The following is a 25,083-nucleotide window of genomic DNA, read 5'->3' as shown; positions in this document are numbered from 1 at the left end:
TCAGCGCCGCTGGATCGGGTAGGGCGTCGTGTCCACCACCGTCACGGCGTCGAGGTCACCGACGAATTCGATCTTCTGGTTGGCGTTTTGTGCCGGGTCGAACCTCAGCACCTTGCAGTTGCCGACGGTGGCGTCGGCGGTGGGCATGTCGCCCACGAACACGACGCCATCGGCAGCGAGGAAGCAGGCCTTCAGGCCGTCGTAGCGGACTGCGCGCAGGGCCGCAAGTTCCGCGTGCCCTTCCGGGATCGCATCCTGTGCCTTGCGCACCGTGTCGATCGCTTCCTTGACTTCGCCGTAGTACAGGTAAGGACGCGGCCCGTCGCGCAGGCGGATGACCCAGGCCGCGCCAACCAGGTTGCGCTTGCCCTGTTCCTTGAACACCAGCGTCGCGTCCTGCCGGTCGGAGGGCAGCCGGGGCAGCAGGAAATAGCCGCCGCGTGCTACCGGCACGGCTTGTTTGAAGTCTTTGCCCGCGAGCGCCAGCGCCCAGCCCTGCGGCGTCCAGGCATCCTGCTCCGCTTCGCTCAGGTCGTCGAAGGAGAGCCGCCAGACGAAGTTGACCAGGCGTGCCTGTCCGGGCAGGTCGGCCTGCAGGCGCAATTGGCGCTTGAAGTTCCATCCATACGCGAGATTCGACAGGTTAGTGGGCGCTGCGCTTTCGGCGGCGCCTTGCGTGGCGCGCTCGCCATCCTCGTGCGCGGCGCTGGGCACACTGGCGGGCGAGGGCGAGTCAAGGTAGGTCAGGTAATCGGCGCTTTCCACCACGGTCACGATGTCGAGAGGCCCCTCGAATGCGATGGTCTGGCCATTGGCGGCGCTGACACTGTCGAATTTCAGGATGATGCAGTTGCCGACGCTGCCATCGGCGGCAGGCTTGCCATCGACCAGCGTCCTGCCGCCGCCGGCAAGGAAACACGCCTTGAGCGCATCGTATGTGCCGGTGCGTACCAGCTTGAGGCCCGACTTGTGCAGCGGGATCGCGCCTTGTACGGCGCGGATCTCCTTCAGCGCCTGTTTGAAGCTGGCATAGGTCAGGCGCTGGTCGGCCCCGACGCGCACGCGCCAGGCAGCGCCAATATGGCCCTGCAAGCTCTGCTCGCGGAACATGATGGTCGAACCCTGCAAGCCGACAGGCAGCGCAGGCAGTACGAAATAGCCACCTCGCGCGACCGGCACGGTCTGCTCGAAGTTACTGCCGACCAGCGCCACCGCCCAGCCCTTCGGCACCCAGGCGTCCTGTTCGGGCAAAGTGAACTCGGTGAACAGGATACGCCAGGAAAAGTCGACCACGCGTGCCTGCGCAAGCAGGCTACCCTGCAGCAGCTTCTGGTTGTCGAAGACCCAGCGGTACTCGAGATCGCCCGGATTGATGCGCGCCTTGATCCTGACGGTTGCCGGTGCAGCAGCTTTGTCCTCGGCCGGCGCGCCCGCGGCATGCGCGTGCGCTGCGAGCGCCAGCGCGCCTGCGAACAGGGCGCTCGACACCCGCAAGCGCACCTTAATCGGCACTGTGGCTGGCGAGCCAGGCGTCGATCTGCGGCAGCCGCTCGGTGCGCACCTTGATCCGGTCGCGGATGGCGGCGATCGCCGTCTCCGCGTCGCGGCGCGAGGTGGGGGCCAGGTGGGCGCCGGCGTACGCGTTCAGTTTGTCGATCATGGCCGGATCAAACGAGCCGTAGGCCAGCCGCGGGAAGTAGCGGCTGCGCGAAGTGGCGTCCACCCGCGCGTTCACCTGCTCGATGTGCTTGATCGCGAAGTCGAAGGCCATGTCTGGATGGTTTTCCGCGACCCGCGCCAGCATGCCCGCGCTGTTGGTCGCGCCCGGCTCGTCGGTCAGGGCCAGGTCGAGCGCGCGCTGGGCCAGCGTCTTGTCCTCGGTTGCGGCCAGCAGCTCGTACAGGCGGTCCTTGATCAGCGGAGTCTTCTCGGCCACCGCGGCGGCGTGCAGCTTGTCCCAGGTGGCCGCGTCCGCGTGCTGCGCGACGACGGCCAGGATCACCTTGCGCAGCGGGCCGGGCACCGCATCGGGGTCGCTGCCGCTGGCGGCGTAGCGCCGGCGCGCTTCGCCCACCACGGCCGGGTCGCCCAGTTTGCCGAGCGCGGCGATCAGGGTGGCGCGCAGGTTGGCGATCGGGGTCGCTTCGCCCGGGCGGGCGATCCACCCCACCTGCGCCATCACCGGCGCCAGGCGCGCGATCGCATAGCTGTCAAAGTGCTTCTGGCGCGCCGGGTCGCCGTCGTACAGGCCGTGGATATCGCTGAACACGTCGGCGATGCGGCGCCACACCTGCGGGTCGGCCGACAGCGGCGTGGCCGCAGCCAGGTCGAGGAAGGACGCGGCGTTCTGCAGCCCGGCCAGGCCCAGCGCCCAGCTGTCGGCCAGCATGCCGATCTGGTCGATCGGCGCGAGCTTGACGAACCCGGACGTGAGGTCTGCGAATTGCTTGGGCGCGTACAGCGTGCGGTAGTAGCCGCTCTGGCCTGCATTGACGACCACCGCGCCGCCGCAGCCGGGCAGGGTGATCGCACCCTTGCCGCCGGTGACGATCGCGCGGCCCTGCTTGCCCGAACCGAGTGCTTGTGCAATGACCGGGACTCGCCAGGACAGCGGCTTCTTGTCCGGCTGGTCGCGCGAGTATTCGCCCTGCGCGAGCTTCACGACCGTGGCGCCGTTCTTGCAGCTGATGTCCTCCACGCGAATCAGCGGCACGCCCGGCTGCAGCGTGAAGTCGTGCGCGATCGCGGTGATCGGTTTGCGCGCGGCTTTTTCCACGCTCTTCCACAGGTCGTCCGAGACGGTGTTGCCGTAGGCGTGCGCCTTCATGTACGCGCGCACGCCGCTGCGCCACGCGTTCTCGCCCACATAGCCCTCGAGCATGCGGATCACCGCTTCGCCCTTCTGGTAGGTGATCGCGTCGAACGCCTGGCTGGCCTGTTCCACGGTCTCGATGTGCTGCACGATCGGGTGGGTGGTGGCGAGGGCGTCGCGGTACATGGCGTCGTCGCGGCTGTTCACCGCTTCCAGCGCGGTGTTCCATTCAGGGTGCAGGCGAGCGGTGGTGCGGCCCTCCATCCAGGATGCGAATCCTTCGTTCAACCACAGGTCGTCCCACCACGACATCGTCACCAGGTCGCCGAACCACTGGTGTGCCATCTCGTGCGCAGCGGTGGCGAACACGCCCTGGCGGTCGGCCTGGGTGGAGAACGACGGGTCCACCAGCATGGCATATTCAAAGGTGAAGATCGCGCCCCAGTTTTCCATCGCGCCGAAGAACTGGCTGCGGCCCGGACCCGCCACGTTGTCGAGCTTGGGCAGCGGGTAGCGCACGCCGAAGTAGTCGTTGTACTCGCGCAGGACCGCCTTGGACGAGTCCAGCGCAAACTGCGCCTGCGCGGCGCCGCCCTTGCGCGTGACCACGCCCAGCTCCACGCCGTCCACCGTCATGCGGGCGCGCTCGAAGTCGCCCAGGCCAAAGAACAGCAGGTAGGTGGACATCTTCGGCGTGGCCGCGAAGGTCACGCGTGTCTTGCCACTGCCAAGGTCTTCCTCCTTCGTGATCGGCATGTTGCTGACGGCCATTTGGCCGGTCGGGACCACGGCGGACAGCGCGAAGGTGGCTTTATAGGCCGGCTCGTCCCACGAGGGGATCATGCGGCGCGCGTCCGAGTTCTCGAACTGCGTGTAGAGCGCGCGCTGCTTGCCTTGCGGGCTGTCGTAGTCGAGGGAGAACAGGCCCACGGCCTGCGTGCCGATGGCACCGGTGTAGTCGAGTGTGAGCTTGTAGGCGCCTTTTGCGATCGGCTGCGCAAAGGTGAAGGTGGCCGTCTGCGCATTCGCGTCCACCGCGACCTGCGCGCTTTGCGCGGCGCCGCCAGCGGCCGGGGTCAGTGTCGCGGCGCTGAATTTCATGTCCAGCGCATTGAGGGTGATCGTGGTGGTGGGAGCCTGCACGGTGAGGTCCACGACCACGTGCCCGGCAAAGGTGCCGGCCTTGGCATCGGGCGTGATCGACACGTCGTAGTGGGTTGGCACCACGCCGCGGGGGAGCTGGGTGGTCGCAAGCTGCATGGCTGCGGCAGGGGCCGGCGCGGCGATTGCGGGGTGCGCGGACAGGACGGCAAAGGCGGCGGCGACGGCTGCCGGGATGAGCTTGCGATGCATGGGCTACCTTCCGAATATGTACGTTGAATAGGCGCGGTGCCAGCAGGCGCCTCGCGCAATCTAAAGCGAAATCGGCGGGCATGTCAACGAAACAAGTTGGCGAGCACGCGACCGTAATTACGTCTATGATTTAGCTCTTCCGTGATGCACGCGATGAAGCACCAACCACCTGAAAGGAGACTTCATGAAGCTATACATCAGCAAGTTAGCGCCCAACCCGCGCCGTGCAGTGATCTTTGCGGCCGAGAAGGCGGTTCCCAATCTCGAACTGGTGCAGGTTGACCTGTTCAACGGCGAGCTGCGCAGCCCTGAGTTCCTGGCCAGGAATCCGCTGGGGCGTGTGCCGGTGCTGGAGCTGGACGACGGGCGCATGCTGTCGGAAACGCGCGCGATCTGCACTTACCTGGAAGGGTTGTATCCGCAGCCGAATTTGATGGGCGAGGGCTTCGAGGAGCGCGCCTTCATCGAGATGGTGGACCGCCAGACCGAGCTCTATTTTTTCCAGCTGATCGCCAACTGCCTGCGCCACTCGCATCCGGCGCTGGCGCCGCTGGAGCAGCCGCAGTTCGCGGACTTCGGCAAGTCGCAGGGCGAGAAATTCCTGGCCGAAGCGCGCCGCCTGGATGGGGTGCTGGCAAAGCAGCAGTACATCGCGGGGGACCGCTACACGATCGCTGACATCACCGCGTTCTGCGGCTATGAGTTCGCGCGCGGGATGATGAAGTTCAATGCCGGCGAGCTGGGCATGGAACACCTGCAGGCATGGCGCGACCGCGTCGCGGTACGGCCGACGATCGGCAAGCCCTGACCAGGTGCGCAGCCCCAGCACGGATACAACTGTGCTGCGGTCGCCTGTCACCGCGTGGGCACGATGTGCCCACCCTACGAATGCGACACGCTACCCGACTCGCTTGTACCACGGCGCGCCGGGCGCGAGCTGCAGGTAGCGGTCGCACAGCGCGTCGGATGCGGTGAGCGGCTTGTCGATGCCGAGCACGCCGAAGGGCGCCAGGCTCTCGTGGAACAGGCGCAGCACACGCTGGCGCAGCACCGGCCCAAAGTCGGGCAGGGCGCGGCAGCAGACGATTGCCTGGAATTCGTTGAACGATGCGTCCGTCACCAGGCTGTACTGCGCCCAGGTGATGTGGCTTTTCAGTTCCGGCAGCAGGCTCGCGCGGTCGCCGGACACGTCGAAGTACTCGGCGAGCTTGCCACCGCCGCCGCTGCTTTCGTAATCCTGCTGGTAGCGCGCCAGTTCGGCGGCCGGCAGCGTGGCGTCGCGTGCCTCGGCCAGCATTTCCTCGTTCGATACCGTGGCGTACACCTCGGTACGCGCGGCCAGGTTGGCCTCGGCCAGCAGAATCGCGAGGGACCACGCCTCCCCAACGCCGGCACATTCGGCCAGCCACACGCGCGGCAAGGCCGAGCTGCGCAGGGCCGGCACCAGGACCTCGCGCAGCTGGCGGGCGTGCTGCGGTTCGGCGAACGGCGCGCACGGCTCCACCGCCAGCGCGCGCATGACCAGGCCCGCGGCGCCGCCCTGGTGCAGCACGCGTTCCTGCAGCGCCGACAGCGTGCCGACCTGCAGCGCGCGCATCGGCTCCCCCAGCTTGCGCCGCAGCGCCGGGCGCGCATAGCCGCGGAAATCGACGCCGTAACGCTGGAACAGCGCCTCGAGCAGCAGCTCGATCTCCAGGTCTTCGGTCGCGACCCCGGCCGCGAAGGAATCCCAGGCCGTCAATGCAGCCACACCCGCATCAGCGACAGCAGCTGGGCCACATCCACCGGCTTGGTGATGTAGTCCGAGGCGCCGGCAGCGATGCACTTGTCGCGGTCACCCTTCATCGCCTTGGCGGTCAGGGTAATGATCGGCAGCGACTTGAACTTGGGGATGCGGCGGATTGCGCGCATCGTGTCGTAGCCGTCCATCTCCGGCATCATGATGTCCATCAGGACGATCTCGATGCTCGGGTCCTTCTCCAGCACTTCGATGCCGTCGCGGCCGTTTTCGGCGAACAGCACCTGCATCTGCTGGCGCTCCAGCAGCGAGGACAGCGCGAAGATGTTGCGCAGGTCGTCGTCCACGATCAGCACCTTGCGGCCGGCCAGGCCGCCGTCGGCCGCGTGGATTTCTTCGAGCATGCGGCGCTGCGTCTCGGGCAGGCTGGCGTGCGAGCGGTGCAGGAACAGCGCCGTCTCGTCCAGCAGCCGCTCGGGCGAGCGCGCGTCCTTGATGACGATGGTCTTGGCGTAGCGCTTGAGCTTGGTGACCTCCTTGCGCGTCAGGTCCTGCGCCGTGTAGATCACGATCGGCAGGTCGCGCAGGCGCGGGTTCTGGCCGATCTGGTCGAGCAGGTCGAAGCCGGAGATGTCGGGCAGCGTCAGGTCCAGCACCATGCAGTCGAAGCGGCCGTTTTCCAGCGCCGCGAGCGCGCTGGCGCCGTCGTCTGCCGTGACCAGCTTCAGGTCGGCGGCGCCGATCAGCTGCACGATCGCGTTGCGCTGGGCCTGGTCGTCCTCGACCACCAGCAGGCTGCGCTTGCCACCCATCAGGAACTTCTGGATGCGGGTGAATTCTTCCTGCAGCTGCTCGCGCCCGACCGGCTTGTTGATGTACGAGATCGCGCCCTGGCGCAGCGCGCGCTCGCGCTCGCGCAACGAGGACATCACGTGCACCGGGATATGGCGTGTGTTCGGGTCGCGCTTCAGGCGATCGAGCACGGTGAAGCCGTCGATGTCGGGCAGGTCCAGGTCGAGCAGGATCGCCGACGGCAGGTAGTCGCGCGCCAGCGACAGCGCCGAGTCGCCGCGATGAGTGACGATGCCCTTGAAGTTCTTCTCGCGCGCGAATTCGAGCACCACCTTGGCAAAGCGCTCGTCGTCCTCCACGATCAGCACCGACGGGTCGCCCGGGGCGATCAGGCCGCGGTCGTCGAGCATGGCCGCGTATTCCACCAGCGCGGCGGTGCCGGCCGGGGTTTCGACCGTCACCACTTCGGTGACCTCGGCCGGCTCCACCAGCTGGGGCGTGCCGGCGTTCTGCTGGGGCGGGGCCAGGCGGGCCGGCTGCGGCTGGCGCGCCAGCTCGTAGTTGACGAAGCCGGCGCGGTTGTACGGCAGGTACAGCGTGAAGGTCGAGCCGACGTTGACCATCGACTCGACGCGGATCTCGCCGCCCAACAGGCGCGCCAGTTCGCGCGAGATCGACAGGCCCAGGCCCGTGCCGCCGTACTTGCGGGCGGTGGAGCCGTCGGCCTGCTGGAATGCCTCGAAGATCAGCTGCAGCTTGTCGGACGGGATGCCCACGCCGGTGTCGCGCACCGAGAACGCCACCACGGCGTCGGCCAGCGGCAGGTTGGGGTGGTCCGGGCTCCAGCCGGTATCGACCATGCTGATGGTGAGCGCGACGTGGCCGTGGCTGGTGAACTTGAAGGCGTTCGACAGCAGGTTCTTGAGCACCTGCTGCAAGCGCGTGGTGTCGGTCATCAGCGCGGTCGGCAGGTTCTCGCCCAGGTCCACGGTAAAGCCGAGGTGCTTGGCCTCGGCCATGTGGCGGAAGGTGCGGTCCACGTAGTTGCGCAGGTTGTTGAAGCGGTACTCCGACACGTCCAGCGTGACGGTGCCCGACTCGATCTTGGACAGGTCGAGAATGTCGTTGATCAGCGTGAGCAGGTCGGAACCCGAGCCGTGGATGGTCTTGGCGAACTCCACCTGCTTGGGCGACAGGTTGCCCTCGGGGTTGTCCGACAGCTGCTGCGCCAGGATCAGCAGCGAGTTGAGCGGCGTGCGCAGCTCGTGCGACATGTTAGCCAGGAACTCGGACTTGTACTTGGAGGACAGCGCCAGCTGGGTCGCCTTTTCTTCCAGCGCCAGCTTGGCCTGTTCGACCTCGCGGTTCTTGCGCTCCACCTCGATGTTCTGCTCCGAGAGCAGGCGCGCTTTCTCCGCCAGCTCCTGGTTGGTCTGCTGCAGTTCCTGCGCCAGCGACTGCGACTGGGTCAGCAGCGACTCGGTACGGCTGTTCGCCTCGATGGTGTTGAGCACCACGCCGATCGATTCCATCAGCTGGTCGAGGAAGGACAGGTGGGTGTCGGTGAAGCGGTCGAGCGAGGCGATCTCGATCACCGCTTTCACCTGCTGTTCGAACAGGATCGGCAGCACCACGATGTTGGTCGGCGGCGCCGCGCCCAGTCCCGACGAGACCACGATGTAATCGCGCGGCACGTCGGTGAGCCAGATGCGGGTCTTCTCCAGCGCGCACTGGCCGACCAGGCCTTCGCCCGGCAGGAACGAGGTGGGCAGCTTGCGGCTGGAACGGTAACCGTAGCTGGCGATCATGCGCAGGCGGGCGTCGGTCTCCTGCGAGTCCATCATGTAGAACACGCCGTGGTGCGCCGAGACCAGCGGGGCCAGCTCGGACAGGATCAGCTTGGTCACGGCCTGCAGGTCGCGCTGGCCCTGCAGGAGGCGGGTGAAGCGCGCCAGGTTGGTCTTGAGCCAGTCCTGCTGCGCGTTCTTCTGCGTGGTCTCCTTCAGGTTGCGGATCATCTCGTTGATGTTGTCCTTGAGGTAGGACACCTCGCCGCGCGCTTCCACCTGAATGCTGCGCGACAGGTCGCCGCGCGTCACCGCGGTTGCCACCTCGCCGATCGCGCGCATCTGGTTGGTCAGGTTTGCCGCCAGTTGGTTCACGTTCTCGGTCAGGTCCTTCCAGGTACCGGCCACGCCGGACACGTTTGCCTGGCCGCCGAGCTTACCTTCCGTACCCACCTCGCGCGCCACGCGCGTCACCTCGGACGCGAACGAGGACAGCTGGTCCACCATCACGTTGATGGTGTCCTTCAGCTCCAGGATCTCGCCCTTCACGTCCACGGTGATCTTCTTGGACAGGTCGCCGCGCGCCACCGCCGTGGTCACCGCCGCGATGTTACGCACCTGGCCGGTGAGGTTGGACGCCATGAAGTTCACGTTGTCGGTCAGGTCCTTCCAGGTACCGCCCACGCCCGGCACATAGGCCTGGCCGCCGAGCTTACCTTCCGTACCCACTTCGCGCGCCACGCGCGTCACCTCGGATGCGAACGAGGACAGCTGGTCCACCATCACGTTGATGGTGTTCTTCAGTTCGAGAATTTCGCCCTTCACGTCCACCGTGATCTTCTTGGACAGGTCGCCGTTTGCCACCGCGGTGGTCACGTCCGCGATGTTACGCACCTGCGCCGTGAGGTTACCCGCCATCGAGTTCACGCCGTCGGTCAGGTCCTTCCAGGTGCCCGCGACGCCCGGCACGTTTGCCTGGCCGCCCAGCTTGCCTTCCGTACCCACCTCGCGCGCCACGCGGGTCACCTCGGACGCGAAGGAGTTCAGCTGGTCCACCATCACGTTGATGGTGTTCTTCAGTTCAAGAATCTCGCCCTTCACGTCCACCGTGATCTTCTTGGACAGGTCGCCGTTCGCCACCGCGGTGGTCACGTCCGCGATGTTACGCACCTGGCCGGTCAGGTTACCCGCCATCGAGTTCACCGAGTCGGTCAGGTCCTTCCAGGTGCCGGCCACGCCCTTCACCTGCGCCTGGCCACCGAGCTTGCCTTCGGTACCCACCTCGCGCGCCACGCGGGTCACCTCGGACGCGAAGGACGAGAGCTGGTCCACCATCACGTTGATGGTGTTTTTCAGCTCGAGGATCTCGCCCTTCACGTCCACGGTGATCTTCTTGGACAGGTCGCCGTTCGCCACCGCGGTCGTCACCGCCGCGATGTTACGCACCTGGCCGGTGAGGTTCGCCGCCATGAAGTTCACGTTATCGGTCAGGTCCTTCCAGGTGCCGGACACGCCCGGCACATAGGCCTGGCCGCCCAGCTTGCCCTCGGTACCCACCTCGCGCGCCACGCGCGTCACCTCGGACGCGAACGAACGCAGCTGGTCCACCATCACGTTGATGGTGTCCTTCAGCTGCAGGATTTCGCCGCGCACGTCCACCGTGATCTTCTTGGACAGGTCGCCGTTCGCCACCGCGGTGGTCACTTCCGCGATGTTACGCACCTGGCTGGTCAGGTTGCCCGCCATCGAGTTCACCGAGTCGGTCAGGTCCTTCCAGGTGCCGGCCACGCCTTTCACCTGGGCCTGGCCACCGAGCTTGCCTTCGGTGCCGACCTCGCGCGCCACGCGCGTCACCTCGGACGAGAACGAGGCCAGCTGCTCCACCATGGTGTTCGCGGTCATCGCCGCGCGCAGGTACTGGCCCTTGAGCGGGTGGCCGTCCACTTCCAGCGCCATGGTCTGCGACAGGTCGCCCTTGGCAACCGCGCCGATCACGCGCGCCATTTCGGTGGTCGGGCGCACCAGGTCGTCGATCAGGGTGTTGACCGAGCTGATGATGGTGGCCCAGCCGCCCGTCACCTCCGGCACCGTGGCGCGCTGGGTCAGGCGGCCCTCGCGGCCCACCACGCGCGACACGTCCTTGACCGAGTTGACGATCTTTTCCTTGGTCTCGATGATGTCGTTCAGCGTGTCGGCAATCTTGCCGGCCATGCCGGTGTAGTCGGACGGCATGCGCGCGGTGAAATCGCCTTTTTTCAGTGCCATCAGCGTCTGCAGCAGGAGCCTTAAATCAAGCTCTTCGGCCATTTCGGTCATGTTGTTCATCGATATCTATCCTCGGAGTGTAGACGGCGCTGTTGTTCGCAGGGGAGGGGCCTGGTAATGAAAACTGTTAACTGCGGGAGTGTCACAAGATACTCTCGTGCCCGGCAGAGTCAAGTAACGGAACGACTTGTTGCAGAATGGTTGTCGAAATTGCAATTTAGCAACTGTGATCCGGGCGAGCGTAGCTGAAATCAGTATGTGACGGCGCACGATTGCCGGGGCTGCCAGTAGCCGTTGCTCTCATGCAACGCCCGCCGCGCCCCGGATGGTTGTAAAATTGTATAAAAATAGTAATTTCTGATGCGCACTGATTACAACTCATCTAGGATGGTGTTGTTGTATTGACAGCATCCATCCTCACTATGGTCGCAACGACACAACTGGTCGAGCTGCTGGAAAGCGCGGATCCGGCGCAATGGAGCCGGAACCTGGTTGCACTCGCGCGCAGCGCCGGCTTTGACAGGGTGCTGTACGGGATGGTGCCATCGCGCCACGCCAAGCTGGAGAGCGCCTTCCTGATGAGTAACTACGCGCCGGCCTGGCGCGAACGTTACGACGCCAACCGGCTGGCCTACGTCGATCCGACGGTGACCCATTGCGCGCAGAGCAGCCTGCCGATCGTATGGAAGCCGGAAACCTTCAGTGCGCCCGCGCAGCGCGCCCTGTACGAGGAAGCGTGCAGCTTCGGGATCCGGCTCGGGGTGACCCTGCCGATCCATGGTCCGGGGGGAGAATTCGGGGTGATCAGCTTTGCCTCGGATGCGCCGGCCGATGCCGGTTCCGTACGCGACATCGAGCGGGCGATGCCGGCGTTGTCGCTGATCCGCGACTATGCGTTCCAGTCTTCGCTGCGCTTGTCGGCGCAGGCGGCGGGCCACGAGCCGCCGCCGCGGCTCACCAAGCGCGAGCTGGAAGTGCTCAAGTGGGTGATGGCGGGAAAATCATCGTGGGAAATTTCCCGCATCACCAATTGTTCCGAGGCGACTGTCAACTTTCACATGGCCAACGTGCGCCAGAAGTTCAACGTCAACACCCGCCAGCAGGCGGTCGTCAAAGCGATCGCCATGGGGCTGGTCAACCCTGAAGATCTCCGTCGCTGAGCTTGCCGTTGACGTAGAGCTTGAGCAGGATCGCCACCGGGGCCGGAATCGACAACCCGGTCTCGAAGCGGCTGCCGCTCGACTGCGTCACGCCGAAACGGCCCCAGAATTTCTCCTGGCTTTCGCGCTTGCTGATCCGCAATTGGCGCAGGTCGGTCAGCGGAAGCGGGCGTACCGGCTCGACCGCCGAACCCAGGTTGATGCCTGCAGTGTGTTCGTCCATCCTTGCCTCGTATCCAAAATCGTTCGCCATTGCATCACCTCTTTTTGAAATTTGCAATGAGCGAGTATTTCAGAGCGGCCCGCCCCTAGCCACCTAGCAAGCTTGCTAGTACTCATCTCTCCCGATTTGCATGATCCTTGGTATGCACCTTGCATAGTTCAAATGTCATTTAAACAACCAAAAGGGGAATGTCATGGCACTGCAAATCAAGATCGCGGCACGGCGGGATTTCAAATCGAAGGACCTGTGGGAAATGCACGCGCTGCGGGCGAAGGTGTTCAAGGGACGGCTGGGCTGGGAAGTGCCCGTGCTGTCCGGGATGGAGATCGATGGCTACGACGCGCTCGAGCCGATGTACATGATGATGCGCGAGGCCGGCGGGGCCCTGCGCGGCTGCTGGCGCCTGCTGCCGACCGAGGGGCCGTACATGCTCAAGGACTCGTTCGCCCAGCTGCTGCACGGGCAGCCGGCGCCGAGCGACCCGCTGGTCTGGGAGCTGTCGCGCTTTGCGATCGAGACCGAGGGCTGCGGGCCGTTCGGGTTTTCGCAGGTGACGATGGAGTCGATCGCAGCGATCATCCGCTATGGCCAGGAGGCCGGGTTGACGCGCTACGTCACCGTCACCACCACCGCGATCGAGCGCATGCTGCGGCGCGCCGGGGTGGTCACGCAGCGGCTGGGCGATCCGGTGCGCATCGGGATCGAGACCGCGGTCGCGCTGTACGTCGAGATCGAGCCGACCTGCGCGGTGCTGTTCGATACCCGCATCGCATCCTGACGCGGCGCTCGCCGGCGGCGCCTGGCGTGCCGCCGCGTCCGGCATTGCGCTTATACTGGGGTCTTTGCCGACCCCAAGCCGGAGCGCGACGCCAATGCCTTCGATCACCCGCAGCCTGCAGCCTGCTCCGGCCAATCCCGCTTCGCGCCTGCGCTTGTGGGCCGGCGGGGTGGCGCTGTCGCTGCTGGTCGGGGGGCTGCTGTACCTGCTGACCGCGCGCGAGCTGGAGCAGGACGCGCAAAGCCGTTTCGAGGTCGCCGCGCACGACGCCCAGCAGCGCCTGGCCAGCGCGGTCCAGTCCTACACCGGTGTGGTGCGCGGGCTGGCCGCGCTGTTCGAGGCCGGCGACGAGGTCACCCGCGTCGAATTCAGGCGCTACGTCGCTTCGCTCGACCTGGCGCACAGCCTGCCGGCGCTGGAGGCGGTGTCGTGGGCGCCGTGGGTGCAGGACGCGCGGCGCGATGCCTTCGTCGCCTCGGTGCGGGCCGACCGCAGCATCGACCCGCGCGGCTACCCCGACTTCGACATCAAGCCGCCGGGGCGCCGCCCGGGCTACGCCGTGATCACCTACATGGAGCCGCTGGAGCCGTACCGCGACAAGTTTGGCAACGACATCGCCGCCAACCCGGCCGTGGTGCGCGCGCTGGAGGAGTCGCGCGATGGCGGCGGGATCAGCGCGACCAGCCAGCCGCTGCAGGTGTCCCGGCCCACCCCGCACATTGCGCTGGGCATGCGCATGCCGGTGTATGCCGGGGGCGAGGTGCCGCCGACCGTACAAGCGCGGCGCGCGCGCTACATGGGCTCGGCCGGCGTCAGCTTTTCGGTGCCGGCGCTGGTCGAGCGCGCGCTGGAAGGCTACGGACCGCAGGTGCTGGCGCTGGCGCTGTACTCCGCCGGCCCGGGCAAGCCGGCCGGGCCGCTTGCGGTCGCGCGCGGCGACCGGCTGCTGTACCGCTCGCCCGCCGGGCCAGCCGGCGAGCGCTTCGAGACGGTGCTGCCGGTCGATTACAACGGCATCCTGTGGAAGGCCAGCTTCTCGGCGCTCAAGAAGGACATGTACGCCGGCTTCGACCGGCGCCTGCCGTGGCTGGCGCTGGCCGCCGGCTTCGTCGCCACGCTGCTGGTGTACGGCCTGTTCGTCAAGCTTTACTGGACCGGGCGCGGCGCGCTGGCCCAGCGCGCCCTGCTCGACACGGTGCTGGACAATCTCGACGCCTACGTGTACATGAAGGACCGCGAGCGCCGCTACCGGTACGTGAACGCCAAGGCTGCCGCCGCATTCGGCCGCAACGCCGAGCAGGTGCCCGGGATGCTCGACCGCGAGCTGATGCCGGCCGGGCAGGCCGACCGTCTGTGGGCGCGCGACGAAGCCGTGTTTGCGCTCCGGCGGCGCGTGGCCGAACAGATCGAATTCGTCCACCACGACGGCAGCGTGCACCAGCTGTGGAGCGTGCGCGTGCCGGTGGTGGCCGATGGCCAGGTGGCCGCGGTGCTGGGGGTGGCGACCGATGTCACCGAGCTGCACCAGCTCAAGGCCCAGGCCGACGCAGCCAACCGCGCAAAGAGCGAGTTCCTGTCCAACATGAGCCACGAGATCCGCACGCCGATGAACAGCATCATCGGCATGACCCACCTGGCGCGCCAGGCGGCACAGGAGCCCCGGCTGCGCGATTACCTCGACAAGATCCGCCACTCGGGGCAGCACCTGCTGGGCATCATCAACCACCTGCTCGACTTTTCCAAGATCGAGGCCGGCAAGCTCGAGCTGGAAGAGCTCGACGTGTCGCTCGACCAGCTGATGCGCAACGTCGGCGACCAGCTCGAGGAGGCGGCCGCCGCCAAAGGGCTGCAGCTGCGCTTTGACGTGGCCCCGGATCTGCAGCGGACGCTGCGCGGCGATCCGCTGCGGCTGGAACAGGTGCTGCTCAACTTCACCGGCAACGCGATCAAGTTCTCCGAGGGCGGCGTCGTCGGCGTAAGCGCCCGCAGCCTGGCGCGAGAGGACGGGCACACGCTGGTGTGCTTCGAGGTGCGGGACCAGGGCATCGGCATCGACCCGGCCGAACTGGATAAATTGTTTACCCCGTTCCACCAGGCAGACACCTCGACCACGCGCCGCCACGGCGGCACCGGGCTGGGGCTGGTCATCAGCAAGCAGCTGGCCGAGCTGATGGGCGGCAGCGTGGGCGTGGACAGCGTGCCGGGGCAGGGCAGCACGTTCTGGTTCACCGCCAGGCTGGCCGATGCCGGCGAGGCCGCAGCGGGACCGGCGCAGGACAGCGAACGCGTGCCAACGTCAATCGCCGGCGCGCGCATCCTGCTGGTCGAGGATAACGTGTTCAGCCAGCAGGTCGGGCGCGAACTGCTCGAGCTGGCGGGCGCCCGGGTGACGGTCGCCGCCAACGGCAGCGAGGCGCTGGACATGCTCGCCTGCGCGCCTTTCGATTGCGTGCTGATGGACCTGCAGATGCCGGTGATGGACGGGATCGAGGCGACGCGCCGGATCCGCGCCGATGCCGCGTTGCGCGACACGGTGGTCATCGCCATGACCGCGAACGCCAGCGTCGAGGACCGCGCCCGTTGCCTGGCGGCTGGAATGAACGATTTCGTCACCAAGCCGGTAGCGCCCGAACAACTGGCCGAAACGGTGGCCCGTTCGCTGGCGCGGCGCGGGCAGGCAGCGCCCGCGCGGGCCGCGTCCCCGGCCCGCGAAAAGCCCACGGCCAGCGCGGGCCTGCTCGACACTACCTCGCTTGCCGCCGCGCTGGGCGGCGACCGCGACAAGATGCGCAAGTTTGCGTTCCTGTTCCTCGACAGCGCGCGCGAGGGGCTGGCCGAGATCGACGTGGCGCTGGCCAGCGGCGACCTTGAGCGTGCCGCCGCCGCCGCGCACCGGATCAAGTCCTCGGCGCGCACCGTGGGCGCCAACAGTTTTGGGCTGGTGTGCGCTGACCTGGAAACGCAGCGCGAGCGCGGCGCGCTGGCGCAGGCGCGCGCGCTGGCCGCCCGGTTGCGCGGATTGCACGCCCGGCTCGAGCGCCAGATCGGCGCCGAACTGGGAGCGCGCGCCACCGACACGCGCTGAGGAGGCTGGCATCGACCGGGCCACTGGCCCCGCGGCGATATTGACGGGATTATACGGCCGGGCCTGAACCCTACCATAGCGGCCGCGAAGATAGTATCCTGTGCGACCAGGCTGCCCAACCATATACGAATGTCCCAACCGCTCACTCCCGGCTTGCTGATTTTGCACGGCAACCAGATGGAACTGCTGCGCGAAGCCGTGTTCGACTGGCTGCGCAACCACCCGCTCGGCCCGCTCGAGCAGGAGACCATCCTGGTGCAGTCCAACGGCGTGGCCGAGTGGCTGAAGATCGCGCTGGCCGAGGAGCTGGGCGTGTACGCGGCCACCCAGGTGGCGCTGCCCGCGCGCTTCCTGTGGCAGGCCTACCGCGGCCTGCTCGGGCGCGAACGCGTGCCGTCGATCTCCCCGTTCGACAAGGGGCCGCTCACCTGGCGCCTGATGCGGCTGTTGCCGGCGCTGCTGGCCGACCCTGTGTTCGAGCCGCTGAAGCACTTCCTCGGCGACGGCGACCCCGAGCGGCGCCTGCAGCTGGCCGAGCGGCTGGCCGACCTGTTCGACCAGTACCAGGTGTACCGCGCCGATTGGCTGGCCGACTGGGAGTTGGGGCGCGACCAGTTACGCCGTCCGGGAGGCGAGCCGATGCCGCTGCCGCCGGACCAGCGCTGGCAGGCGCAGCTCTGGCGCGCCGTGCACGCGAGCCTGGACGCGGCGCTGCGCGACACCGGCCGCGCCACCATCCACGAGCGCTTTGTCGCGGCCAGCAGCGCCGGACTCGCGCCGGCCGGCCACCTGCCGCGGCGCGTGGTGCTGTTCGGGATGTCGGCCCTGCCGTACCAGACCTTGCAGGCGATCGCCGCGCTGTCGCGCTACACCCAGGTGCTGCTGGCCGTGCCCAATCCCTGCCAGTTCTACTGGGGCGACATCATCGAAGGCCGCGAGCTGCTCAAGGCCGCGCACCGGCGCCAGCGCGCGCGCGACGGCATCGACCTGGCCAGCGTGCCGCTCGAGGAACTGCATGCCCACAGCCACCCGCTGCTGGCCAGCTGGGGCAGGCAGGGCCGCGACTTCGTGCGCATGCTCGACGAGTTCGACGGGCAGGAGCGCGAGCGTTTCGGCAACCTGCGCGTGGACCTGTTTTCGGAGGGCGAGCGCGGCACGCTGCTGTCGCAGGTACAGGCCGCGGTGCGCGACCTGCTGCCGCTGCCGGAGCACCCGCACGTGCCGCCTGATCCGGCCGACCGCTCGATCGAATTCCACATCGCGCACAGCGTGCAGCGCGAGGTCGAGGTGCTGCACGACCAGCTGCTGTCGCTGTTCGCGCAGGAGCCCACGCTGCGCCCGCGCGACGTGGTGGTGATGGTGCCGGACATCGACACCTTCAGCGCTGCGATCCACGCCGTGTTCGACCAGCACAAGCGCAGCGATCCGCGCTACATCCCGTTCGAGATCGGCGACGTCAAGGACCGCAGCGTCAACCCGCTGCTGGTGGCGCTGGAATGGCTGCTGCGCCTGCCGCAGCAGCGCTGCCGCCAGAGCGAGGTGCGCGACCTGCTCGACGTGCCCTCGCTGGCCGCCCGGTTCGGCCTTGATGAAGACGACCTGCCCACGTTGGCGCGCTGGATCGAGGGCGCGGGCGTGCGCTGGGGGCTCGATGGCGCGCACCGCGCCGGACTGGGCCTGGGCGCGGCGGGCGAGCAGAACGCGTGGATGTTCGGCGTGCGCCGCATGCTGCTCGGTTACGCCAGCGGGGCGGGGGCCAGCTTCCACGACATCGAACCGTACCCGGAAGTGGGCGGCCTCGATGCCGAACTGGCCGGCTCGCTCGCGCAGCTCATCGAGTCGCTGCTGGCATGGCGCGACACGCTGGCGCGGCCGCACCGCCCGGCCGAATGGGGCATGCGCGCGCGCGCGCTGCTCGCCGCGTTCTTCAAGGCCCACGACGAGGCCGACCGCCTGATGCTGCTCGACCTGGACAAGGCGCTCCAGTGCTGGCTCGAATTGTGCGACAACGCCGGCTTCGACGAAGCGGTGCCGCTGGCGGTGCTGCGCGAGGCCTGGCTCGGCCAGATCGACGAACCGACGCTCAACCACCAGTTCGTGTCCGGCGGCGTCACCTTCTGCACCCTGATGCCGATGCGCGCGGTGCCGTTCCGGGTGGTGTGCCTGCTTGGCATGAACGACGGCGACTTCCCGCGCCGCGCGCAGCAGGCCGACTTCGACCTGCTGGCCGTGCCCGGCACGGGCCGCCCGGGCGACCGCTCGCGCCGCGACGACGACCGCTACCTGATGCTCGAAGCGCTGCTCGCCGCGCGCGACAAGCTGTACGTGAGCTGGGTCGGCCGCAACGTGCGCGACAACACCGAGCAGCCGGCATCCGTGCTTGTGTCGCAGCTGCGAGACTACCTTGCCGCCGGCTGGGACCTCGACATCGCCAGCTTGAGCACCGTGCACGCGCTGCAGCCGTTCAGCCGTGTGTACTTCGAGCGCGGCGGCCTGCCCACGTATGCAGGCGAATGGCGCGCCGCCCACGCCGCACAGGAGAACGGTGCCGACGACGCGATCCCGCCGTACGAGCTGGAGCCGGACTACAGTCTCAAGCTGGGCGAACTTGCCCAGTTCGTGCGCCAGCCGGCCCGCTACTTCTTCCGCCGCCGGCTCGGCGTGTCGTTCGCGGCCGAGGACGTGGTCGGCGAGGATGAAGAACCATTCGCACTGGATGCGCTGCAGCGTTACACGCTCGAGGACCGGCTGCTCGACGACGCCGGCCACCCCGAGCCGGAGGACGACGTGCGCGCCACGCTGGTGCTGCGCGCGGACAGCCTGGCGCGCCAGGGCCTGCTGCCGATCGGCCTGGTCGGGCGCCAGTGGCAGGCCGAACTGGTCGAGGCGCTGGTCCCGGTGCGCACCGCCTGGCTCGCCCTGGTGGCGCGCTATCCCGAAGCGGCGCCCAAGCGCGCTGTCAGCCTGGCGCTGGATGGTGTGCGGCTGGACGACTGGATCGACCGCCTGCGCTCTGGCGCGGCCGGCGACACCGCATGGCTGATGCAGATCTCGTCGAAGGTGCTCACCAAGGACGGTGCGCCGCGCGGCGACAAGCTGGTCGGCTGCTGGCTGCGCCAGCTCGCGGCCAGCGCGGTGGGCCAGCCGGTCACCGGCTACCTGGTGGCGCGCGATGCGCTCGTGACCATGCGTCCGCTCGCCCGCGAAGCCGGGCAGGCCGGCCTGGCCGCGCTGATGGCCCTGTGGCGCCGCAACCTGGACGCGCCGCTCGCGGTGGCGTGCAAGGCGGCGCTGGCGCAACTGCTCGGCGGCGATGCGCGTGCGGCGTACGAAGGCGGCTTCGAACGCCAGGGCGAGGTCGAGCAGGACCAGTGCCTGGCACGCCTGTGGCCGGACTTCGCATCGCTCACCGCCAAAGGCGAATGGGACGCTCTTGTCGAGCAGCTGTACGGGCCGCTGGTGCAATGGCTCAAGGAAGACATCACCATCACGACGCATGACGGAGGCGCGCAATGAGCGAGCTGCTGGACCCGCTGCGTTTCCCGCTGCACGGCTCGCGCCTGATCGAGGCGAGCGCCGGCACCGGCAAGACCTGGACCATCGCCGCGCTATACCTGCGCCTCGTGCTCGGCCACGGCGGCGCAGACGGCTTCCCGCGCCCGCTGCTGCCAGCCGAAATCCTGGTGATGACCTTCACCCGGGCGGCCACGCGCGAGCTGTCCAACCGCATTCGCCAGCGCCTGGTGGACGCGGCCGCGTATTTCCGCGGCGAGGGCGAGGCGAACGATGGCTACCTGCGTGCGCTGGCGGAGGCTTACCCCACGCAGGCCGAGCGCAACGTGGCCGCGCACCGGCTGGTGCTGGCCGCCGAAACGATGGACGAGGCGGCCGTCTTCACCATCGACGCCTGGTGCCAGCGCATGCTGCGCGAGCACGCTTTCGACAGCGGCAGCCTGTTCGACGAAGAGCTGGTGAGCGACGAGCGCGCGCTGTTCGAGGACGCGGCCCACGACTACTGGCGCCAGCACGTGTACCCGCTGGACAGCCGCGCGCTGGCCGCGGTGCTCGAGTGCTGGGGTGACGTGCAGGTGCTCAAGCAGTCCGTGCGCGAGCTGGTGCCGCGCTACGAGGCGATGGGAGCGCAGGCCGGCGAACCCTTGCCGGTGCTGGTGCCGCGCCTGCAGCGCGAGCAGCAGGCGGAGCTGGCGCGCCTGAAAGAAGGCTGGGCCGGCCGTGCCGCCGAGATGGAGCAGTGGATCGCCTCGCTGCGCGCGGCGAACCCGAAGTGCTTCAACGGTAACAAGATGCGGGCCGATTCGCTTGCCAAGTGGTTCGAGGCCTTGCGCGTGTGGGCGAGTGACCCGGTGGCGGTCAAGCCCGACCTGAACGACACCGCGTGGTCCCGGCTCACGCCGGACGGCATCCACGACGCCTTCGCCAAGGACTACCGCACCGACATCCCGGAGTGCTTCGAACGCATGCCGGAACTGCGCGGCGCGCTGCAGGCGATCACGCCGCTGTCGCACGCGCTGCTGCGCCACGCGGCCCAGCACATCGCGCGCCGCATGGCCGAGCTCAAAGAGCGCAATCGCCAGTTCGGCTTTGCCGACATGCTGCACCGCCTGCGCGACGCGCTCGAAGGCCCGAATGGCCAGGCACTGCGCCGCCGGATCGTGGCCCAGTTCCCGGTCGCACTGGTGGACGAATTCCAGGACACCTCGCCCGACCAGTACCGCATCTTCAACCTGCTGTACCGGGTCGGGGACAACGACCCGTCGCTGGGCCTGTTCCTGATCGGTGACCCGAAGCAATCGATCTACGGCTTTCGCGGCGCCGACATCCACAGCTACCTGGCCGCGCGCCGCGCCACTGCGGGCCGCCACTACAAGCTCGGCACCAACTTCCGCTCGACCGAAGGCATCGTCGAGGCGGTCAACCAGCTGTTCCTGCACGCCGAAAACGGCTACGCCGCCGGCGCCTTCCGCTTCAAAAAGGAACACGAAAACCCGCTGCCGTTCGATAAGGTGGACGCCAACGGCCGCAAGGAACGGCTGGTGGGCGTCGATGGGCCTTACCAGGCGCTGGCCGTGGCCTGCTGCGAGCAGGAAGACCTGAAAGCCGACGACTACCGCGAGTTCTTCGCCCACCACTGCGCCGAGCACATTGTGCAGCTGCTGAACGACCCGCAGGTTGGCTTCCTGCGCGAGGACGGCGTATTCGTGCGCCTGAAACCGGCCGACGTCGCCGTGCTGGTGCGCGACCGCAACGAAGCCAACGCGATCCGCCGCGCGCTCCAGCAGCGCATGGTGGCCAGCGTCTATTTGTCGGACAAGGACTCGGTGGTCGAAAGCGAGGAAGCGGCGGACGTGCTGCGCTGGCTGCGCGCCGCGGCCAACCCGCTGGACGGCGCGCTGGCCCGCGCGGCGTTCGCAACCGCGACGGCGCGCCTGCCGCTGGCGGAACTCGCGCGGCTGGCCGCGGACGAAGTGGCCTGGGAAGAGCGCGTCGAGCAGCTCAAGGCCCTGCACGTGGCCTGGCAGCGCCAGGGCGTGCTGGCCATGCTGCGCCGCTTCATCCACGAGCTGGAGCTGCCGGCGCGCCTGCTGGCCGAGCCGGGCGGCGAGCGCCGCCTGACCAACCTGCTGCACCTGGCCGAACTGCTGCAGGAAGCAAGCCGCGAACTGGATGGCGAGCAGGCGCTCGTGCGCTGGTTCGCCGAGCAGGTGGAAGGCGCAGGCGAGGGTGGCGACGAGCGCGTGCTGCGGCTGGAAAGCGACGCCGAGCTGGTCAAGGTCGTCACCGTGCACAAGTCCAAGGGCCTGGAATACCCGCTGGTGTACCTGCCGTTTGCCGTCACCGCGCGCAAGGTGGAGGGCAGCCGCCGCAGCTTCGTCGAGTTCGTGCACGAAGACGGCACGCGCAAGATCGACCTGGCGCTGGCCGAGGAGGCGGTGCTGGCGGCCGACCGCGCGCGCCTGGAGGAAGACCTGCGCCTGCTGTACGTGGCGCTCACCCGCGCCAGCCATTTCCTGTGGCTGGGCGTGGCCGCGCTGGCCAGCCGCAAGAAGGGCCAGAACCGGCTGCACGAATCCGCGCTGGGCTACCTGCTCACCGGCGGCGACCCGATCGCACCGGGCGACTTGCGCGCACGCTTCGAACACCTGCGCGCGGGCCTGTCCTCGATCGAACTGCACACGCTGGAAGCGGCGCAGGGCTGCACCGTGCTGAACCGGGTGGAAGAAAAACCGGAGCTGATCGACGCCCCCGTGTACCGCGCCCGCTTCGAGCGCGACTGGACGGTCGGTTCGTTCACCTCACTGGCGCGCCAGGCCAGCGCCGCGCCCACCCGTGCACAGGACGAGACCCTGCTCGAGGAACCGGCCGGCGAAGTGCCGGCGCCGCAGGCGATCGAAGACGTGCCGTGGCACCGCTTCCCGCGCGGTTCGGTTCCGGGCAACTTCCTGCACGAGCAGCTGGAGTGGATGGCCCAGGAGGGCTTCGGCTGCATCCACGACCCGCATTTCGACGCCAGGCTGGGGCAGCGCTGCGAGCGTGCCGGCTGGGCCAACCGCAAGGACGACGCCATCGCCTGGCTGCGCGAAGTGGCCGGCACCGTGCTGCCGCCCCTGGGCGCCCCGCTTGCCGCGATTGATACCCTGATGCCCGAAATGGAGTTCTGGTTCCCGAGTGACCGGCTGGCGGTGGACCAGCTGGACCGCCTGTGCCGCGAGCGCCTTTTGGCCGGCATCGACCGGCCGCGCCTGCCGGAGCGCGAACTGCACGGCATGCTCAGGGGCTTTGCCGACCTGGTGTTCGAACACCAGGGCCGCTACTGGGTGCTCGACTACAAATCCAACGCGCTCGGTCCGGGCGACGCGGCGTACACGCGGCGCGCGATGATGGGGGCAATGGCCGACCACCGCTACGACATCCAGGGCGCGATCTACATGCTGGCCCTGCACCGGCTGCTCCGGGCCCGGCTTGGCGCGGCCTACGAGCCGGCGCACCAGCTCGGCGGCGCCGTGTTCCTGTTCCTGCGCGGGATCGCCAACCCGTCCACGCGCGGCTGCTGCCTGCTGGAGCCGGATCTCGAACTCCTAAATGGCATCGACCGACTGCTTGGCAAGGAGGCCGCATGACGAGCGCCGACAAGCTCTGGCTCGAAACCACGCGGCTTTCCGAGGCCGGCGAGCTGCGCCGCCTGTCCGGCGCCTTTGCCCGCTTCATCGCCTCGCTTGGCGAGGCCTCGCCCGCGGTGTTGCTGGCCGCGCTGGTGCTGTCCGAGATGGAAGGACAGGGCCACAGCTGCCTGCCGCTGGCGGACCTGGCGGCCGGGCCGGGCGAGCTGCTCGGCTGGCCCGACGGCCAATGGCAGGCGCTGGCACAGGCTGCCGGACCGCTGCCGAAGAACCCGAGGGCATGGCACGCCGAGCTGGCTGCGTGTGAACTGGTCGGCCAGGCGGGCCAGTTCGATTACGGCCAGCCGCTGGTGCTCGACGGCGAACGCCTGTACCTGCGCCGCTACTGGAAAGACGAGATGGTGGTGGCCAAGGCGATCCGCGCGCGTGCGCTCGCAACGCGCCCGGTCGACGAGGATCAGGTGCGGCACTGGCTCGACGTGCTGTTCTCGTCGCGCTCGGACGAAAAACCGGACTGGCAGAAGCTGGCCTGCGCGATCGCCCTGCGCGGTTCGGTGGCCGTGATCACTGGCGGTCCGGGCACCGGCAAGACGTACACCGTGGCGCGCCTGCTGGCCCTGCTGCTGGCAATGGCGGGCGAGGACGCCGGCAGCCGCCGCATTGCGCTGGCCGCGCCGACCGGCAAGGCGGCGGCGCGCCTGAAACAATCAATCGACAAGGCGCTGGGCGACCTGGCCGCGCGCGTCGAGGGCGAGCTGCCGCTGCGCGAGCTGGCCGAACGCATGGGGGCAGCGCGCACGCTTCACAGCCTGCTCGGCGCGCGTCCCGATAGCCGCGCCTTTGCCCACCATGCCGGCAACCCCCTGGACGTGGACGTGCTGATCGTGGACGAGGCGTCCATGGTCCACCTCGAGATGATGGCCGCGCTGCTCGACGCGCTGCCCGCGGGCGCGACCCTGATCCTGTTGGGCGACAAGGACCAGCTGGCGTCGGTGGAGGCGGGCGCGGTGCTGGGCGACCTGTGCCACAACGCGCAGGCGGGCAACTACACGCGCGCGACGCAGGCCTACGTGGAAGCGGCCAGCGGCGAGGCGATTCCCGCGCAATACACGGGCGAGGGCGCCCCGCTCGCGCAGCAGACCGTGATGCTGCGCCACAGCCGCCGCTTCGGCGGGCCGATCGGCCAGCTGGCACTGGCGGTGAACGCGGGCGACACCGGGCGCGCCGAGGCCGTGCTGCGCGCCGGGCCCGGCCCGGTGCGCTGGATCGAGAACGCCCAGCCGCAGCAGGCGGTGGCGCTGGCCGTTGGCGGCTACCGGGGCTACCTGGAGCTGCTGGCCAAGGGGCCGGATGGCGAGCACCAAGCCTGGGTGCGCAAGGTGCTGCAGGCCTTCGAGGCATTTCGCATCCTGTGTGCGGTGCGCGAAGGGGAGTGGGGCGTGGCGGGCCTGAATGCGGCCATCGAGGAGCGGCTGGAGGCGGCCGGGCTGGTGCGTCGCGGCGGCGAGTGGTATGCCGGCCGGCCGGTCATGGTCACCCGCAACGACTACGGCACGCGCGTCTTCAACGGCGACATCGGCATCACGCTCGCGGACCCGGAGCGTGCGGGCTCGATGCGCGTGTACTTCCTGGAGGGCGACGAGGTGCGCAGCGTGCTTGCGACCCGGCTGCGCGACGTGGAGACGGCGTATGCGATGACGGTGCACAAATCGCAGGGCTCGGAGTTCCGGCACACGGTGCTGGTGCTGCCGCAGGACCGCGGCGGCATCGTCGCGCGCGAGCTGGTGTACACCGGGATCACGCGGGCGAGCAGCGAGTTCACCCTGATCACGCCGGCAGGGGCGGGGCTGGCGCAGGCGATTGCGCGGCGTACGCACCGGGCCAGCGGGCTGCGCGAGCTGCTGGGTTCTTAAGAAGACCAAGAAACGTAAGCGCCGTCGTTCCCGCGCAG

Annotated in this window: 12 protein-coding genes; 7 read left to right on the top strand and 5 right to left on the bottom strand. The window is 68.3% G+C overall.

All coding sequences use genetic code 11. From position 1 onward, the window contains the following. Complete coding sequence (locus NX774_RS01760; RefSeq protein ID WP_258820428.1) at window positions 1–1,512, bottom strand: hypothetical protein; 1,512 nt, start codon at window positions 1,510–1,512, stop codon at window positions 1–3. Continuing rightward, entirely contained in the window at window positions 1,502–4,165 is a 2,664-nt protein-coding gene (locus NX774_RS01755; protein WP_258820427.1) for a M1 family metallopeptidase, read from the bottom strand. Before NX774_RS01755 ends, NX774_RS01760 begins: the two co-directional genes overlap by 11 nt. A 184-nt stretch (window positions 4,166–4,349) precedes the next feature. Here NX774_RS01755 and NX774_RS01750 point away from each other — a divergent pair, with 184 nt between their 5' ends. Then, window positions 4,350–4,973 carry a glutathione S-transferase family protein gene (locus NX774_RS01750; RefSeq protein WP_258820426.1) on the top strand — a complete coding sequence of 208 codons (624 nt, stop codon included), beginning with the start codon at window positions 4,350–4,352 and terminating at the stop codon, window positions 4,971–4,973. A gap of 90 nt (window positions 4,974–5,063) precedes the next feature. Here NX774_RS01750 and NX774_RS01745 read toward each other — a convergent pair whose 3' ends face one another. Both NX774_RS01745 and NX774_RS01740 read right to left on the bottom strand, forming a co-directional pair. After that, window positions 5,064–5,915, bottom strand: a complete 852-nt coding sequence (locus NX774_RS01745; protein ID WP_258820425.1) for a CheR family methyltransferase — start codon at window positions 5,913–5,915, stop codon at window positions 5,064–5,066. Further along, the gene (locus tag NX774_RS01740) at window positions 5,903–10,807 is read right to left on the bottom strand and encodes a response regulator (protein WP_258820424.1); all 4,905 of its coding nucleotides are present in this window, start codon (window positions 10,805–10,807) and stop codon (window positions 5,903–5,905) included. The genes NX774_RS01745 and NX774_RS01740 overlap by 13 nt, the downstream gene beginning before the upstream one ends. Before the next feature lie 362 nt (window positions 10,808–11,169). Between NX774_RS01740 and NX774_RS01735 the strand changes: the two genes are divergently transcribed. Then, on the top strand, window positions 11,170–11,907 hold the full coding sequence (locus tag NX774_RS01735) for a helix-turn-helix transcriptional regulator (RefSeq protein ID WP_258820423.1): 738 nt from the start codon (window positions 11,170–11,172) through the stop codon (window positions 11,905–11,907). Here the strand turns inward: NX774_RS01735 and NX774_RS01730 are convergent. Then, entirely contained in the window at window positions 11,882–12,130 is a 249-nt protein-coding gene (locus NX774_RS01730) for a helix-turn-helix domain-containing protein (protein ID WP_370660393.1), read from the bottom strand. The genes NX774_RS01735 and NX774_RS01730 overlap by 26 nt on opposite strands. 193 nt (window positions 12,131–12,323) lie before the next feature. On the opposite strand from NX774_RS01730, the gene NX774_RS01725 reads away from it, so the two are divergent. The 5 genes from NX774_RS01725 to recD all read left to right on the top strand — a co-directional run bounded on the left by NX774_RS01725 (window position 12,324) and on the right by recD (window position 25,045). Beyond that, entirely contained in the window at window positions 12,324–12,908 is a 585-nt protein-coding gene (locus tag NX774_RS01725; protein ID WP_258820422.1) for an acyl-homoserine-lactone synthase, read from the top strand. Window positions 12,909–13,002: 94 nt separating this feature from the next. Continuing rightward, window positions 13,003–15,993 carry a CHASE domain-containing hybrid sensor histidine kinase/response regulator family protein gene (locus tag NX774_RS01720; protein ID WP_258820421.1) on the top strand — a complete coding sequence of 997 codons (2,991 nt, stop codon included), beginning with the start codon at window positions 13,003–13,005 and terminating at the stop codon, window positions 15,991–15,993. Between the two features lie 129 nt (window positions 15,994–16,122). Next, entirely contained in the window at window positions 16,123–19,509 is a 3,387-nt protein-coding gene (recC, locus tag NX774_RS01715; protein ID WP_258820420.1) for an exodeoxyribonuclease V subunit gamma, read from the top strand. Continuing rightward, entirely contained in the window at window positions 19,506–23,132 is a 3,627-nt protein-coding gene (gene recB, locus NX774_RS01710) for an exodeoxyribonuclease V subunit beta (RefSeq protein WP_258820419.1), read from the top strand. The genes recC and recB overlap by 4 nt, the downstream gene beginning before the upstream one ends. Continuing rightward, complete coding sequence (gene recD, locus NX774_RS01705; protein WP_258820418.1) at window positions 23,129–25,045, top strand: exodeoxyribonuclease V subunit alpha; 1,917 nt, start codon at window positions 23,129–23,131, stop codon at window positions 25,043–25,045. Before recB ends, recD begins: the two co-directional genes overlap by 4 nt. Window positions 25,046–25,083: the final 38 nt, after the last annotated feature.

It is taken from the genome of Massilia agilis (assembly GCF_024756255.1).
GTDB lineage: Bacteria > Pseudomonadota > Gammaproteobacteria > Burkholderiales > Burkholderiaceae_D > Telluria > Telluria agilis.
Note: the sequence above shows the minus strand (reverse complement) of the source record. Positions and strands in the feature narration are given on the sequence as shown.

Coding starts and splice junctions, on each gene's coding strand:
- NX774_RS01755 (WP_258820427.1), bottom strand. CDS start 4,165: ATGCATCGCAAGCTCATCCCGGCAGCCGTCGCCGCCGCCTTTGCCGTC.
- NX774_RS01750 (WP_258820426.1), top strand. CDS start 4,350: ATGAAGCTATACATCAGCAAGTTAGCGCCCAACCCGCGCCGTGCAGTG.
- NX774_RS01740 (WP_258820424.1), bottom strand. CDS start 10,807: ATGAACAACATGACCGAAATGGCCGAAGAGCTTGATTTAAGGCTCCTG.
- NX774_RS01735 (WP_258820423.1), top strand. CDS start 11,170: ATGGTCGCAACGACACAACTGGTCGAGCTGCTGGAAAGCGCGGATCCG.
- NX774_RS01730 (WP_370660393.1), bottom strand. CDS start 12,130: ATGGACGAACACACTGCAGGCATCAACCTGGGTTCGGCGGTCGAGCCG.
- NX774_RS01725 (WP_258820422.1), top strand. CDS start 12,324: ATGGCACTGCAAATCAAGATCGCGGCACGGCGGGATTTCAAATCGAAG.
- NX774_RS01720 (WP_258820421.1), top strand. CDS start 13,003: ATGCCTTCGATCACCCGCAGCCTGCAGCCTGCTCCGGCCAATCCCGCT.
- recC (WP_258820420.1), top strand. CDS start 16,123: ATGTCCCAACCGCTCACTCCCGGCTTGCTGATTTTGCACGGCAACCAG.
- recB (WP_258820419.1), top strand. CDS start 19,506: ATGAGCGAGCTGCTGGACCCGCTGCGTTTCCCGCTGCACGGCTCGCGC.
- recD (WP_258820418.1), top strand. CDS start 23,129: ATGACGAGCGCCGACAAGCTCTGGCTCGAAACCACGCGGCTTTCCGAG.